The organism is Nocardiopsis sp. LDBS0036 (assembly GCF_041228755.1).
GTDB classification, from domain to species: domain Bacteria; phylum Actinomycetota; class Actinomycetes; order Streptosporangiales; family Streptosporangiaceae; genus Nocardiopsis; species Nocardiopsis dassonvillei.
In genome coordinates this window covers 2,222,123-2,237,611 of record NZ_CP141103.1, presented here as the reverse complement: position 1 = coordinate 2,237,611, position 15,489 = coordinate 2,222,123, and the positions used below count along the sequence as shown (strand labels likewise).

The following is a 15,489-nucleotide window of genomic DNA, read 5'->3' as shown; positions in this document are numbered from 1 at the left end:
ACCCGCCGCGGGCGGGCCGAACGCCGGGGGCGCGGCACCGGGTATCCCCGCCGCCGCGCCCCCGGCGCGTGTTCACAGGGCCTTGGCGTACTGCTGGCTGATCTCCACCCAGCGCTCCAGCGCGCGCTCGGCGGCGCCGCCGTCCACCGCCGCGGCGGCCCGCTCGTACCCGTCGCGCACCGACTCCAGCAGGGGGCCCCGGATGCCGTCCACGGCGGCCAGCGCGGCGCCCGCGTTGAGCAGCACGGCGTCGCGCACCGGGCCGGTGCGGCCCGCCAGGAGGTCGCGCACGGCCTGGGCGTTGAACCCGACGTCGCCGCCGCGCAGGTCCTCCGGACGCGAGCGGGCGATGCCCAGGTCGGCGGGGTCGAGCGTCTCGCGCCGGGCCTGGCCGTCGTCCACCACCCACACCGTGGAGGTGGTCGTGGTGGTCAGCTCGTCCAGCCCGTCGTCGCCCCGGAACACCAGGGCCGAGGAGCCGCGGCGGGCGAACACCCCGGCGATCACCTCGCACATGCGCTCGTCGAACACCCCGATGGCCGAGGTGGTGGGCTGGGCCGGGTTGGTCAGCGGGCCCAGGAAGTTGAACACCGTGGGCACCGCCAGCTCGCGGCGGGGCTTGGCGGTGAAGCGGAACGAGGGGTGGAAGACCGGGGCGAAGCAGAAGGCGATGCCCGCCTCCTCGGCCACCCGCACGGTCAGCTCCGGCGGCAGGTCCAGGACCACGCCCAGGCGCTCCAGCACGTCGGCGGTGCCGCAGGAGGAGGACGCCGCCCGGTTGCCGTGCTTGACCACGCGGGCGCCCGCGGCCGAGGCCACGATCGCCGCCATCGTGGACACGTTCACGGTGTGCGCGCGGTCGCCGCCGGTGCCGACGATGTCCAGGGTCGGTCCGGGGACGTGGATGCGCACGGCGTTGTCGAGCATGCCCCGGGCCAGGCCGGTCACCTCCGACACGCTCTCGCCCTTGGCGCGCAGCGCGATGGCGAACCCGGCGATCTGGGCGTCGGTCGCGGCCTCGGACATGATCTCGTTCATCGCCCACGCGGTGTCGTCGGCGCTCAGGGTCCGTCCGCCCAGCAGGGCGGTGATGAGGTTGGACCAGGTCCGCTCGGTCACGGCGGACCGTTCGTCGGGGTTCGCGGCTCCGGAGCCGGCGGCGGAGTGGGCGGCGGGGACGTTCATCTGGGTTGCTCCACGGTGAAGGAACGGGCACGGAAGGGCCGGGGCGCGGCGCGCGGGCGGGCCGCCCTCAGGCGCCGGGGGGAAGGGGCGTGGCGTGAGCGCGCCATCGCCCGATGTCGGCGCCGTGGTGCAGGGCCGCGCCCACCGCGCGGCGGCGGCGCGGCTCCGCGTCGCCGCGGTGGCCCGTTCCGAGACCGTCTCGCACGCGTGTCACCCGTTCAGGGCCGCCGCGACCCGCTGGCGCATGAGCTCGGCCAGGGCCTCGGCGAGCGCGACGGGGTCGATCGGGTGGCTGACGACCTGCTCGGCCTGGGACCAGGTGGCCAGCCAGCCGTCGTCGCGCCGTCCCACCAGCAGCAGGACCGGCGGGCAGCGGTAGATCTCGTCCTTGACCTGGCGGCACAGGCCCATCCCGCCGACGGGGGAGGCCTCGCCGTCGAAGATCGCCACGTCCACGCGCGCGGAGGGGTCGGTGTCCTCCAGCCTGCGCAGGACCACGGGCGCGGTCGCGCACTCGACGAACTCCACGAGGGGAACGTCGGCCGAGGGGCGCCGGCCGACCGCCAGTCGCACCTGCTCGCGGGTGTCGGCGTCGTCGCTGTAGACCAGCACGCGCATCCTGGCACCCGTGTCCGTACCGCTGACCACCATCGCGCAACCGTCCCATCGCTTCTGTCCGCGGCCGTCGCCGTGGGGGTGCGGCCGGGGCGTTCGTTGGCTGTATGCCCTCTGACTGTATTGCCTCACGGCTCCGCTGCACAGGAGAGGGGCCGGGGGCGTGCCGGGTACTGAGACCTGGGCCACCACATTCAGAGCACGGGCTAACCCGACCCCCAAGCCCTGTTATCAAAAGGTGATTTTCTTGATGTCTGGCCGTAACCTGTCGTAGGTCGGGATGTCACCTGGGAGGCGCTGGATCGCCGCAGCCGCAGGGGATCCCGAATTTCGGTCACTCTGGGTATGTTGCTGGTGTGACTGGAGGGGCAAAGCCGATACAGTAACGCCCGAGTCACGATCGACCGGTGCCAGCAGGCCGCGCGGGGTGCCAGAGCGCCCCGTACCGGGTCTGACCCGCCCTGTTACGGAGAGTCGGGTACGGCCCTCTCCGAGATGCCGTAATAATGCTGGCGTGGCGACAGCAACCGCGAACCCAAAATCAGCACCGACACCAGCACATGGTGCGGCAAAGCGTCCTGACCTGGTGAGCGTTGGCACCATCGTTTGGTTGGCCAACGAGCTCATGTTCTTCGCTGCGCTGTTCGCGATGTACTTCACGATCCGATCGGTGACCAACGGAAACCCCGACCTGGGGCAGTGGCCCGACACCCACCTGAACGTGCCGTGGGCGTCGGCGATCACCGTGGTCCTGGTGGCTTCGAGCTTCACCGCGCAGGCCGGCGTCTGGGCCGCCGAGCGCGGTGATGTCAAGAAGCTGCGTATGTGGTTCTTCATCACGTTCTTCATGGGCCTGTTCTTCGTCCTTGGGCAGGCCTACGAGTACTACGAGCTCATCTTCCACGGGGGCCTGACTCTTCAGTCGAGCGCTTACGGGTCGATGTTCTACCTGACCACGGGCTTCCACGGACTCCACGTCATCGGTGGGCTGATCGCGTTCCTCATCATGTTGGGACGTACGTACGCCGCGAAGCGCTTCACCCACCAGCAGGCGACCAGCGCGATCGTCGTGTCCTACTACTGGCACTTCGTCGATGTGGTCTGGATCGCTTTGTTCTTCACCATCTACTTCATCCAGTAACCCGAAACGGGGAAACCGTGAAATGGATTACCGCGCGGCGGCGGCATCCCCTGGCGGGGTATGTCGTCGTCATCCTCGCGCTAGCCCTGTTCGGGGTGGGGTACGCCGCTTTGGCGCCCACCGCGGACCAGGCCCAGGCGCAGACTCTGGCCGCTGATGGTCCTCCCTCGGCGGACGAGGTCGATGTGGCCAACGGCGAGGACATCTTCAACCAGACGTGCGCGACCTGTCACAACTACGACGGCAGTGGTAGTTACGGCGAGGACGGGGAGTACACCCGGGGTCCGGACATCCGTGATTCGGGTGCCGCGGCCGTTGACTTCCAGGTCAGCACGGGGCGTATGCCGTCGATGAATCCCGACGCGCAGATGCCGCGCAAGCCGATGGCGATGTCGGAGGAGGATCTGCAGGATCTGATCGCGTACTACAACGCGCAGATCAGGACCGGTGGTCCCGATATTCCCTATGACGTTCCGGGTGAGGCGCCCGAGCGTGGGGAGTTCGAGGACGAGGCTTCCTATGAGGCGGCGCTTGAGGAGTTCGAGGCCGAGTACGAGTCGTATGTTCAGGGCGCCGACGACACCGACATGGGTATGCGTCTGTATCTGACCAACTGTGCGCACTGCCATGGTTGGTCTGGTGGTGGCGGTGCGTTGACTGATGGTCGTTGGGCTCCGGAGATTCATGACGCGTCCGCGCGTCAGATCTATGAGGCGATGGTCAGTGGTCCGGGTGCGATGCCGATGTTCAGTGACACGGTGATCGAGCCGGAGGAGAAGCAGGAGTTGATCTCCTATATCAAGACTCTCCAGGCCGAACCCAACGCCGGTGGCATTTTCGATCTGGACCGTGTCGGCCAGGTCGCCGAGGGTCTGATCGGGTGGGTCGTAGGCCTGTCCCTGATCATCGCCTGCGCGATCTGGATCACCGCGAAGCAGCGAGCTCATGACTGAGAACAACAGCAACGACAGCAGCGGGGGAGAGGCCACGCCCGAACGCGTGGTCGGCACCCCCAAGGCCGGAGACCCCGTGGTCTCCGGCGCTTCCACGACTTCGGAGGGGGTCCACGAAGGACCGTACAAGGCCTCCGAGACGCACGCGCGGCCGGAGGAGATGCAGCGCCGGGGTGAGAAGCTCGCCTCGGTGTGGTTCGTGATCGCCTTCCTGGGCGGGATCGGCTTCCTGGTCGCCTACTTCCTCTTCAGCTCCAGTGCGATCGCGGACCCGCAGATCGCCCAGTACTCGAACATGCTGCTGGGCGGCACGCTGACGCTGGCGATGTTCGGCATCGGTGCGGGTATGACGGTGTGGGCGCGTCAGGTGATGCCGCACTACGAGGTGGCCTCTCCCTACGACGAGCTGCCCTCGGACGAGAAGGAGAAGGGTTCCTTCAGCGCCTTCTTCATGCAGGGCGCCGACGAGAGCGGTTTCACCAAGCGTCCGCTGATGCGCCGCACGCTCATCCTGGCGATGCTGCCGTTGGGGCTGGCGCCGATCGTGCTGCTGCGCGACACCGGCCCGCTGCCCGGCGACAAGCTCAAGACCACGCCGTGGCGCAACGGCCGCCGGATGTACGTCGAGGGCACCCACCGCGCCATCCGCGCGGAGGACTTCGAGAACGACCCCAACGGGATGATCTCCGCCCTCCCCGCGATCGACGACGACCACTACCCGCACGGCATCAGCCTCAACGACCAGGCCAAGTCCGTCATCCTCCTGATCAAGGTCCCCGAGGAGGACTGGCAGGAGCGGATGACCGAGGAGGTCGAGGGCGCCGACGGCCAGACGCGTCTGAACTGGACGCACAACGGCATCGTCGCCTACTCCAAGATCTGCACCCACGTGGGCTGCCCCGCGGCCCTGTACGAACGCACGACGCACCGCATCCTGTGCCCGTGCCACCAGTCGACGTTCGACGCCTCCAACGCCGCCGAGGTCGTGTTCGGTCCGGCGCACCGGCCGCTGCCGCAGCTGCCGATCGGCGTCGACGACGAGGGCTACCTCATCGCGACCGGCGACTTCGTCGCGCCGCCCGGTCCGACGTTCTGGGATTACGCGAAGGACTAGCCGATGAGTAAGACCACGCAAGCACCCAAGGCGCTTCGCGGCGTCGGCAACTTCATCGACGACCGCTTCCACCTGGCCAAGACCGGCGAGAAGAACCTGCGCAAGGTCTTCCCGAACCACTGGTCGTTCATGCTGGGCGAGATCGCGCTGTACTCGTTCATCATCCTGCTGCTCACAGGTGTCTTCCTCACGCTCTGGTTCAAGCCGAGCATGGTGGAGGTCATCTACGACGGCTCCTACGAGCGCCTCCAGGGCGTTCCCATGTCGGAGGCCTACGCCTCCACGCTCCACATCACCTTCGAGGTGCGCGGCGGGCTCCTGGTCCGCCAGATCCACCACTGGGCCGCGCTGATCTTCGTGGCCTCGCTCGTCGTGCACATGCTCCGGGTGTTCTTCACCGGCGCGTTCCGCAAGCCGCGCGAGATCAACTGGCTCATCGGCGTCGCGATCTTCGTCCTGGCGATGCTGGAGGGCCTGTTCGGCTACTCGCTGCCCGACGACCTGCCCTCGGGCATGGGCGTGCGCATCCTCCAGGGCGTGATGATGGCACTGCCGCTCATCGGCCCGTACGTGTCGATGTTCCTCTTCGGCGGGGAGTTCCCCGGCGAGGACATCATCACGCGGCTGTACATGCTGCACGTGCTGGCGATCCCGGCCCTGCTGCTGGGTCTGATCGTCGCGCACTTCATGATCCTGTGGCACCAGAAGCACACCCAGTACCCCGGTACCGGGCGCACGGACAAGACCGTGGTCGGAACGCCCATGTTCCCGGCCTTCGCGGTCAAGGCGGGCGGGTTCTTCTTCTTCACGTTCGCCGTGATCGCCATGTTGAGCGCGTTCGTGCAGATCAACCCGATCCACCTGTTCGGGCCCTTCACCCCGACGTCCATCACCTCCGGGCTCCAGCCCGACTGGTACATGGGCTTCATGGAGGGTTCGCTGCGCATCTTCCCGAACTGGTTCGACATCGCGCCCTTCGGGTACGCCATCCCGACGGGTGTGCTGGTGCCCGGCCTGGTCATCCCGGGTCTGATCTTCGGAGGCCTGGCCGCCTGGCCGTTCATCGAGCAGTGGATCACCGGCGACAAGCGCGCGCGCAACGTCGCCGACCGTCCGCGCAACGCGCCGGTGCGCACGGCCGTGGGCGTCACGGGCATCACCTTCTACGGTCTGCTCTGGTTGGCCGGGTCCAACGACATCATCTCGGAGACCTTCTCGATCAGCCTGTACATGACCACGTACATCTTCCGTGTGCTGGTCATCGTGGGTCCGATCGCGGCCTTCTTCATCACCAAGCGCATCTGCCTGGGGCTGCAGCGCCGTGACCGGGAGACCCTGGAGCACGGCTACGAGAGCGGCACCATCCAGCAGCTGCCCAGCGGTGAGTTCGTGGAGGTGCACAAGCACAGCTCCCCGGAGACGGTGCACGTCCTGGAGAGCAAGCCGGTCATCACCTCGACGGCCCTGAAGGACGGTGCCGACGTGGACGGCAAGGGGGTGGAGAACCCCGAGGCCCGCAAGGGCAGCGGCAGGCTCCGCAAGGCCCTGGCGCGTTGGTACACCAAGGACTACGTGTCCCTGGAGGGGGTGGAGGCGCACAACGGCCACCACTCCTCCACGGAGGCGGAGAAGGAGGCGGCCCACCACTAGGGCCCCCTCCCCTCCACCTCCTCGACGGACCCGGTCGCAGCGCGACCGGGTCCGTCGTGTTGTCGGCCGACGCGGGCGGGACCCCGGATCCGTCGGCCGGACGAGCGCTTTACGGGGTCCGTGTGACGTGGAGCGCTTCCGCCCGCGCGCCGGGGTCCGCCGAGCCCGCGCCCCGGCGCCGAACGGACACTCGGTAAAGCATGATGACCAGCCACGACGCTCTTTTCCGCGCATGCGTCACGCCTTCGGCCCGCACAATTATGTGATTTTTGGGGCGCCCGTGAAGCGTGTTTAGTAGGCGCACTGTTCATGCCTAGAAGGTGTCGAATTTCCGTTTCTCTCTCCGGATCGCGGAGCCGGGAAGCCCGTGTGCGTAGGCGGTCCCGCTCTCCCGCGGTGTCGCGGAGGGGGCGATAACAGGGGGGCGGATTCGGGCCTTGCTGAGTTGCCGTAATAATGCTGGCGTGGCGACAGCAACCGCGAACCCAAAATCAGCACCGACACCAGCACATGGTGCGGCAAAGCGTCCTGACCTGGTGAGCGTTGGCACCATCGTTTGGTTGGCCAACGAGCTCATGTTCTTCGCTGCGCTGTTCGCGATGTACTTCACGATCCGATCGGTGACCAACGGAAACCCCGACCTGGGGCAGTGGCCCGACACCCACCTGAACGTGCCGTGGGCGTCGGCGATCACCGTGGTCCTGGTGGCTTCGAGCTTCACCGCGCAGGCCGGCGTCTGGGCCGCCGAGCGCGGTGATGTCAAGAAGCTGCGTATGTGGTTCTTCATCACGTTCTTCATGGGCCTGTTCTTCGTCCTTGGGCAGGCCTACGAGTACTACGAGCTCATCTTCCACGGGGGCCTGACTCTTCAGTCGAGCGCTTACGGGTCGATGTTCTACCTGACCACGGGCTTCCACGGACTCCACGTCATCGGTGGGCTGATCGCGTTCCTCATCATGTTGGGACGTACGTACGCCGCGAAGCGCTTCACCCACCAGCAGGCGACCAGCGCGATCGTCGTGTCCTACTACTGGCACTTCGTCGATGTGGTCTGGATCGCTTTGTTCTTCACCATCTACTTCATCCAGTAACCCGAAACGGGGAAACCGTGAAATGGATTACCGCGCGGCGGCGGCATCCCCTGGCGGGGTATGTCGTCGTCATCCTCGCGCTAGCCCTGTTCGGGGTGGGGTACGCCGCTTTGGCGCCCACCGCGGACCAGGCCCAGGCGCAGACTCTGGCCGCTGATGGTCCTCCCTCGGCGGACGAGGTCGATGTGGCCAACGGCGAGGACATCTTCAACCAGACGTGCGCGACCTGTCACAACTACGACGGCAGTGGTAGTTACGGCGAGGACGGGGAGTACACCCGGGGTCCGGACATCCGTGATTCGGGTGCCGCGGCCGTTGACTTCCAGGTCAGCACGGGGCGTATGCCGTCGATGAATCCCGACGCGCAGATGCCGCGCAAGCCGATGGCGATGTCGGAGGAGGATCTGCAGGATCTGATCGCGTACTACAACGCGCAGATCAGGACCGGTGGTCCCGATATTCCCTATGACGTTCCGGGTGAGGCGCCCGAGCGTGGGGAGTTCGAGGACGAGGCTTCCTATGAGGCGGCGCTTGAGGAGTTCGAGGCCGAGTACGAGTCGTATGTTCAGGGCGCCGACGACACCGACATGGGTATGCGTCTGTATCTGACCAACTGTGCGCACTGCCATGGTTGGTCTGGTGGTGGCGGTGCGTTGACTGATGGTCGTTGGGCTCCGGAGATTCATGACGCGTCCGCGCGTCAGATCTATGAGGCGATGGTCAGTGGTCCGGGTGCGATGCCGATGTTCAGTGACACGGTGATCGAGCCGGAGGAGAAGCAGGAGTTGATCTCCTATATCAAGACTCTCCAGGCCGAACCCAACGCCGGAGGCGTCTTCCACCTCAATCGCATCGGGCAGGTGGCCGAAGGCCTCATCAGCTGGGTCGTCGGACTCGCTTTGATCATTGCCTGCGCGATCTGGATCACCGCGAAGCAGCGAGCTCATGACTGAGAACAACAGCAACGACAGCAGCGGGGGAGAGGCCACGCCCGAACGCGTGGTCGGCACCCCGAAGACGAACGGGACGCACTCCGAGCGCGTGAGCGCGACCCCCACGACCGGCGGGACCGAGCCCGAACGCGTGGTCGGCACCCCCAAGACCGCGAACCCGCTGGTCTCCGGTGCCACCGAGGCCCCGGCGGACGGGCACACGGGTCCGTACAAGGCCTCCGAGACGCACACGCGCTCGGAGAGGACCCAGCGCCGGGGTGAGAAGCTCGCCTCGGTGTGGTTCGTGATCGCCTTCCTGGGCGGGATCGGCTTCCTGGTCGCCTACTTCCTCTTCAGCTCCAGTGCGATCGCGGACCCGCAGATCGCCCAGTACTCGAACATGCTGCTGGGCGGCACGCTGACGCTGGCGATGTTCGGCATCGGTGCGGGTATGACGGTGTGGGCGCGTCAGGTGATGCCGCACTACGAGGTGGCCTCTCCCTACGACGAGCTGCCCTCGGACGAGAAGGAGAAGGGTTCCTTCAGCGCCTTCTTCATGCAGGGCGCCGACGAGAGCGGTTTCACCAAGCGTCCGCTGATGCGCCGCACGCTCATCCTGGCGATGCTGCCGTTGGGGCTGGCGCCGATCGTGCTGCTGCGCGACACCGGCCCGGTTCCGGGCGACCTGATGAAGAAGACGATGTGGGAACACGGTCGCCGCATCGTCGTGGAGGGGAGCGGCCGTCCCCTCCGCCCCGAGGACTTCGAGAACGACCCCAACGCGATGGTCTCGGCCCTGCCCGCCGCCGATGACGACCACCACCACCTCTCACTGACCGACCAGGCCAAGACCGTCATCATCCTGATCAAGATCCCCGAGGAGGACTGGCAGGAGCGGATGACCGAGGAGATCGAGGGAACCGACGGCCAGACGCGTCTGAACTGGACGCACAACGGCATCGTCGCCTACTCCAAGATCTGCACCCACGTGGGCTGCCCCGCGGCCCTGTACGAACGCACGACACACCGCATCCTGTGCCCGTGCCACCAGTCGACGTTCGACGCCTCCAACGCCGCCGAGGTCGTGTTCGGTCCGGCGCACCGGCCGCTGCCGCAGCTGCCGATCGGCGTCGACGACGAGGGCTACCTCATCGCGACCGGCGACTTCGACGAACCCACGGGCCCCACGTTCTGGGAATACGCGAAGGACTAGCCGATGAGTAAGACCACGCAAGCACCCAAGGCGCTTCGCGGCGTCGGCAACTTCATCGACGACCGCTTCCACCTGGCCAAGACCGGCGAGAAGAACCTGCGCAAGGTCTTCCCGAACCACTGGTCGTTCATGCTGGGCGAGATCGCGCTGTACTCGTTCATCATCCTGCTGCTCACGGGCGTCTTCCTCACGCTCTGGTTCAAACCGAGCATGGTGGAGGTCATCTACGACGGCTCCTACGAGCGCCTCCAGGGCGTTCCCATGTCGGAGGCCTACGCCTCCACGCTCCACATCACCTTCGAGGTGCGCGGCGGGCTCCTGGTCCGCCAGATCCACCACTGGGCCGCGCTGATCTTCGTGGCCTCGCTCGTCGTGCACATGCTCCGGGTGTTCTTCACCGGCGCGTTCCGCAAGCCGCGCGAGATCAACTGGCTGATCGGCGTCGCGATCTTCGCCATCGCCGTCATCGAGGGCCTGTTCGGCTACTCGCTGCCCGACGACCTGCCCTCGGGCATGGGCGTGCGGGTCCTCCAGGGCGTCGTCCTGGCGATCCCCCTGGTGGGTTCCTACCTGTCGATGTTCCTCTTCGGCGGGGAGTTCCCCGGCGAGGACATCATCTCCCGGCTGTACATGCTGCACGTGCTGGCGCTGCCAGCGCTGCTGCTGGGTCTGATCGTCGCGCACTTCATGATCCTGTGGCACCAGAAGCACACCCAGTACCCCGGTACCGGGCGCACGGACAAGACCGTGGTCGGAACGCCCATGTTCCCGGCCTTCGCGGTCAAGGCGGGCGGCTTCTTCTTCTTCACGTTCGCCGTGATCACGCTCCTGGGCGCGTTCGTGCAGATCAACCCGATCCACCTGTTCGGGCCCTTCAGTCCGACGTCCATCACCTCCGGGCTCCAGCCCGACTGGTACCTGGGCTTCATGGAGGGCGCGCTGCGCATCTTCCCGAACTGGTTCGACTTCTCCATCGGGGGCTACCCGTTCATCATCGGCGTGCTCGTCCCCGGACTGGGGATCATGGGCCTGCTCTTCGGTGCCCTGGGCGCGTGGCCGTTCATCGAGCAGTGGATCACCGGCGACAAGCGCGCGCACAACGTCGCCGACCGTCCGCGCAACGCGCCGGTGCGCACCGGTGTGGGCGTCGCCGGGATCATCTTCTACGGTGTGCTGTGGATGTCCGGGTCCAACGACATCATCTCGGAGACCTTCTCGATCAGCCTGTACATGACCACGTACATCTTCCGTGTGCTGGTCATCGTCGGCCCGGTGGCGGGGTTCTTCGTCGCCAAGCGCATCTGCCTGGGGCTGCAGCGCCGTGACCGGGAGACCCTGGAGCACGGCTACGAGAGCGGCACCATCCAGCAGCTGCCCAGCGGTGAGTTCGTGGAGGTGCACAAGCACAGCTCCCCGGAGACGGTGCACGTCCTGGAGAGCAAGCCGGTCATCACCTCGACGGCGCTGGCCGACGGTGCCGACGTGGACGGCAAGGGGGTGGAGAACCCCGAGGCCCGCAAGGGCAGCGGCAGGCTCCGCAAGGCCCTGGCGCGTTGGTACACCAAGGACGACGTGTCCCTGGAGGGGGTGGAGGCGCACAACGGCCACCACCCGCACCACTCCTCCACGGAGGCGGAGAAGGAGGCGGCCCACCACTAGCGCGCCCACACGTGGATGACGGACCCGGTCGCGGTGCGGCCGGGTCCGTCGTGTTCCCGGAGCACGGCCCCGCACACGGCGGGAGCCGACCGCCCCCGTGCGAGGTCGGTCGGCTCCCGTGTGTCCGGTGCGGGCGGCGGAGTGCTCAGCCGGCGTAGATGTCGTCGATCTCCTTGCTCCACTGCTTGCTGACCACGTGGCGCTTGACCTTCAGGGAGGCGGTCATCTGGCCGCTCTCCTCCGTGAAGTCGCTGGGCAGGATCTTGAACTTCTTGATCCCCTCGGCCTTGGACACCGCGTTGTTGGCGTTGTCCACGGCCTCCTGGATGGCGGCGTTCAGGTCCGCGTCCCCGGTCAGGTCGGCGATCTCGCCGCTCTTGCCGTTGGCCTCGCGCCACTGGACGAACGACTCGGGGTCGATCGTGATCAGCGCGGCGATGAACTTGCGGTTGTCTCCGACCACCATGCACTGGCTGACCAGGGCGTGGGCGCGGATGCGGTCCTCCAGGACGGCCGGGGCGACGTTCTTGCCGCCCGCGGTCACGATGATCTCCTTCTTGCGCCCGGTGACGCTCAGGAAGCCGTCGTCGTCCAGCGCGCCCAGGTCGCCGGTGCGGTAGAAGCCGTCCTCGGTGAAGGCCTCCTTGGTGGCCTTCTCGTTCTTCCAGTAGCCGACCATGATGTGGTCGCCCTTGAGCAGGATCTCGCCGTCCTCGGCGATCCTGATGGTGGTGCCGGGCAGCGGCTGGCCCACGGTGCCGATCTTGTTGAACTCGGGGCTGTTCACCGAGGTGGGGGCGGTGGTCTCGGTGAGGCCGTAGCCCTCGATGATGGTGAAGCCGATGCCGCGGAAGAAGTGGCCCAGACGCGCGCCCAGCGCGGATCCGCCGGAGACGGCGTACTCGGCGTTGCCGCCCAGGGCGGCCAGGAGCTTGCCGTAGACCAGCTTGCTGAACAGCGCGTGCTTGAGCTTGAGGCTCAGGGGGATCCGGCCGGTGGCCAGGGCCTTGCTGTAGGCGACGGCGGTGTCGGCGGCGGCGTTGAAGATCTTGCCCTTGCCCTCGGCCGCGGCCTTCTGCTCGGCCTTGGTGTAGACCTTCTCGAACACGCGGGGGACCGCGAGCAGGAAGGTGGGCCTGAACGCCGAGAACTGCTCGATCAGCTCGGGGCCGGTGGAGGGGAAGTGGCCGAGGGTGGCTCTGGCCTCGATCACCATGACCTGGACGAAGCGGGCGAAGACGTGGGCCAGTGGCAGGAACAGCAGCGTGGAGGGGTTCTCCTTGCTGCGCAGGACCTGGCGGGCCGGGCCCTCCAGCGCGTTGTGGGAGATGAAGAGGAAGTTGCGGTGGGTGAGCTCGCAGCCCTTGGGGCGGCCGGTGGTGCCCGAGGTGTAGATGAGGGTGGCGAGGTCGTCGGCCTTGACCGCGGTGCGGCGCTTCTCCAGAGCCTCGTCGCTCACCTCCGAGCCCGCGGAGCGCAGCTCGGCGTACCCGGGGTCGTCGAACCGCCAGACGGGGCCGAGCTCGGGGGTCCGGGCGCGGACCGACTCGACGCGCTCGGCGTGGGCGTCGTTCTCCACGAACGCGGCCTTGGCGCCGGAGTCGGTGAGGATCCACTCGATCTGCTCGGCGGAGGAGGTCTCGTAGATCGGGACGGTCACGCCGCCGACGGACCAGATGGCGTAGTCGACGACCGTCCACTCGTAGCGGGTGCGCGACATCAGGGCGACGCGGTCGCCGTGCTCGATGCCCGCGTCGATCAGGGCCTTGGCGTACGCGGCGATGTCGGCGTGCAGCTCCGCCACGGTGACGTCGTGCCACTGGCCGGACTCCTGGCGACGGGCGGTGACGGCGTTGGGCTCGCTGGCCGCGCGCGCGTAGAGCGTGTCGGTCAGTCGCGCGTCGTCGGAGATCTCAGCCTTCGCGGGAGAGCTGTATTCGCGCACGTGGTGCTCCTGGACGTGTACGGGTTCGGGTAGTACGGGACGTGATGACCGTAACAACACCACCCTACTCATGAGTAGAACACGTTGTCGTTCGGTATCCAACGGTGACCCTGGGTCGTGTCCGGCGCGGCGGACGCGCTGGTGCGCGGGCGGAGGAAAGAACGGATTCCTCCCTCGTACGCACGCGAGACTATACGCCCGACGTAGTGTTTGCGCACGTCGTGAGAACTATGTGCTGTATGTGAATTTTGTGTCCTTTGTAGGTTTTCGTGGTCATTGCGGTTTCCCCTGGCCTCACTCCCCGTAGCCGCGCCCGCGCCCCTGATTCGCCCCTGAACCTGCCCTGAGAAACCTCCCCGGCGCCCGGAGGGCCGGTTACCGTGAAGCAGAACGCGGCGCGAAGGAGGAAGCTGACATGACGGAGAACACCGGTCGCAACGGCGGTCCGGGTGCGGGCAGGGGCGAGGACCCCGACCTCATCGACGACGCACTGAAGCTGGTGACCACCCTTCAGCGCAGGCTGTTGACGGCCGGGGTCAAGCGCGGGGTGGGCGCCGTGACCTCGCCGCCCCCGAGCAAGGGCGACGTGTGGGAGGAGGCCATCCGCCTGGAGACGGACGACCGGCGCCCCCCGCTGGAGGAACTGCTCGACATCGTGCGCACCTCCGGCCCCGAGGTCGTCGGACACCTCGGCCGCGCCGGACTGGCCGCGGTCGGAGCCCTGGGCCGCACCTGGGACGTGGTCGAGCGCTCCCTTGAGCAGACCCGCGCCGACGACGCCGCGGGGCGCCGTCCGCAGGACCGGACGCAGGGTGGCGAAAGGGCGACGGAAGGCGAGGAACGCCAGGTCACCGCGGGGTGAACGGGAGGAGATCACGGTTCGACTCCGGGGGTGTCGGGGGTCGCCTCGCGCCTGGTTTAATCAGATGGCATACATCATCTGAAAACACTTTGCCATGAACCTTGAGACTTATGTCAGAGTTCGGGCGTAAGTACGAAGGAGCTGCCCCCATGCTGACCATCGGCGTAGACATCGGCGGGACCAAGGTCGCCGCCGGGGTCGTCGACCCCGAAGGGCAGATCCTCGACAAGGTCAAGTACCCCACCCCCTCCAACGACCCGCAGGCCCTGGCCGACGTCGTGGCCAGAGCCGTCGGGGAGCTGCGCGGCCGACAGGACGCCGACTCCGTCCGGGCGGTCGGGGTGGGGGTGGCGGGGTTCGTGGACGAGGACCGCGCCACCGTCCAGGTCGCCGTCAACCTCGGCCTGCGCGACGAGCCCCTCCGGGACCACGTCCAGGAGCGCGTCGGGCTGCCCGTGGTCATCGAGAACGACGCCAACGCCGCCGCCTGGGCCGAGGCCAGGTTCGGCGCCGGGCGCGGCAGCGACCACATCGTGTGCATCACCCTGGGCACCGGCATCGGCGGCGGCCTGGTCATCGGCGGCGCCCTGCACCGCGGCCGCTACGGCGTGGCCGCCGAGGTCGGGCACTACCGGATGGTCCCGCACGGGCGCCGCTGCGCCTGCGGCAACCACGGCTGCTGGGAGCAGTACGCCAGCGGCCGCGCCCTGGTCGCCGAGGCCCAGGACCTGGCGCTGACCGACCCCGTGGCCGCCGAGCGCATGCTCAAGCTCGCCGACGGTGTCATCGACCAGGTCGAGGGCCACGTCATCACCCAGGCGGCGCTGGAGGGGGACAGGGCCGCCCTGGAGTGCTTCGCCAAGGTCGGGGAGTGGGCCGGACACGGCCTGGCCGACCTCGCCGCCATCCTCGACCCCGAGTGCTTCGTCCTGGGCGGCGGTGTCTCCGACGCCGGGTCCATCCTGCTGGACCCGGTCCGCGCCGCCTTCGCGCGCAACGTCCCGGGCCGCCCGGGGCGCCGCATGGCCGAGGTGCGCCTGGCCGAACTCGGCGGAGAGGCGGGCATCGTCGGCGCCGGCGACCTCGCCCGGCACTGACCCGGGCCCCGGGAAGCGGACGGCCCCCGCGC

Annotated in this window: 13 protein-coding genes; 10 read left to right on the top strand and 3 right to left on the bottom strand. The window is 67.7% G+C overall.

The features are described 5' to 3' along the window. Window positions 1–72 precede the first annotated feature (72 nt). Entirely contained in the window at window positions 73–1,185 is a 1,113-nt protein-coding gene (gene trpD / locus UIS43_RS09325) for an anthranilate phosphoribosyltransferase (RefSeq protein WP_013154153.1), read from the bottom strand. Between the two features lie 210 nt (window positions 1,186–1,395). Continuing rightward, complete coding sequence (locus UIS43_RS09320; protein ID WP_370012965.1) at window positions 1,396–1,836, bottom strand: hypothetical protein; 441 nt, start codon at window positions 1,834–1,836, stop codon at window positions 1,396–1,398. A gap of 547 nt (window positions 1,837–2,383) precedes the next feature. Here UIS43_RS09320 and UIS43_RS09315 point away from each other — a divergent pair. The 8 genes from UIS43_RS09315 (at window position 2,384) to UIS43_RS09280 (ending at window position 11,553) form a co-directional block, all read left to right on the top strand. Beyond that, window positions 2,384–2,941: a heme-copper oxidase subunit III gene (locus UIS43_RS09315; RefSeq protein ID WP_210746207.1), complete on the top strand. Its 558-nt coding sequence runs from the start codon at window positions 2,384–2,386 to the stop codon at window positions 2,939–2,941. Window positions 2,942–2,958: 17 nt separating this feature from the next. Beyond that, the gene (locus UIS43_RS09310) at window positions 2,959–3,894 is read left to right on the top strand and encodes a cytochrome c (protein ID WP_083555291.1); all 936 of its coding nucleotides are present in this window, start codon (window positions 2,959–2,961) and stop codon (window positions 3,892–3,894) included. Further along, complete coding sequence (locus UIS43_RS09305; RefSeq protein WP_094804054.1) at window positions 3,887–5,008, top strand: ubiquinol-cytochrome c reductase iron-sulfur subunit; 1,122 nt, start codon at window positions 3,887–3,889, stop codon at window positions 5,006–5,008. The genes UIS43_RS09310 and UIS43_RS09305 overlap by 8 nt, the downstream gene beginning before the upstream one ends. A 3-nt stretch (window positions 5,009–5,011) precedes the next feature. Continuing rightward, window positions 5,012–6,658, top strand: coding sequence for a cytochrome bc complex cytochrome b subunit (locus UIS43_RS09300; protein ID WP_358172073.1), 1,647 nt, complete (start codon window positions 5,012–5,014; stop codon window positions 6,656–6,658). Between the two features lie 533 nt (window positions 6,659–7,191). After that, entirely contained in the window at window positions 7,192–7,749 is a 558-nt protein-coding gene (locus tag UIS43_RS09295; protein WP_210746207.1) for a heme-copper oxidase subunit III, read from the top strand. A gap of 17 nt (window positions 7,750–7,766) precedes the next feature. After that, on the top strand, window positions 7,767–8,702 hold the full coding sequence (locus UIS43_RS09290; protein ID WP_013154150.1) for a cytochrome c: 936 nt from the start codon (window positions 7,767–7,769) through the stop codon (window positions 8,700–8,702). Continuing rightward, window positions 8,695–9,894, top strand: coding sequence for a Rieske 2Fe-2S domain-containing protein (locus UIS43_RS09285; protein ID WP_370012963.1), 1,200 nt, complete (start codon window positions 8,695–8,697; stop codon window positions 9,892–9,894). The genes UIS43_RS09290 and UIS43_RS09285 overlap by 8 nt, the downstream gene beginning before the upstream one ends. A 3-nt stretch (window positions 9,895–9,897) precedes the next feature. After that, window positions 9,898–11,553 carry a cytochrome bc complex cytochrome b subunit gene (locus tag UIS43_RS09280; protein WP_370012962.1) on the top strand — a complete coding sequence of 552 codons (1,656 nt, stop codon included), beginning with the start codon at window positions 9,898–9,900 and terminating at the stop codon, window positions 11,551–11,553. Between the two features lie 145 nt (window positions 11,554–11,698). Here UIS43_RS09280 and UIS43_RS09275 read toward each other — a convergent pair whose 3' ends face one another. Beyond that, the gene (locus UIS43_RS09275; protein ID WP_370012961.1) at window positions 11,699–13,498 is read right to left on the bottom strand and encodes a long-chain fatty acid--CoA ligase; all 1,800 of its coding nucleotides are present in this window, start codon (window positions 13,496–13,498) and stop codon (window positions 11,699–11,701) included. Between the two features lie 415 nt (window positions 13,499–13,913). On the opposite strand from UIS43_RS09275, the gene UIS43_RS09270 reads away from it, so the two are divergent. Together UIS43_RS09270 and UIS43_RS09265 are read left to right on the top strand one after the other, a co-directional pair. Further along, window positions 13,914–14,360: a hypothetical protein gene (locus UIS43_RS09270; RefSeq protein WP_071622456.1), complete on the top strand. Its 447-nt coding sequence runs from the start codon at window positions 13,914–13,916 to the stop codon at window positions 14,358–14,360. Window positions 14,361–14,509: 149 nt separating this feature from the next. Then, window positions 14,510–15,457 (top strand): ROK family glucokinase, encoded by a 948-nt coding sequence (locus UIS43_RS09265; RefSeq protein WP_013154145.1) that lies wholly within the window; start codon window positions 14,510–14,512, stop codon window positions 15,455–15,457. The last annotated feature ends 32 nt before the right edge of the window (window positions 15,458–15,489 follow it).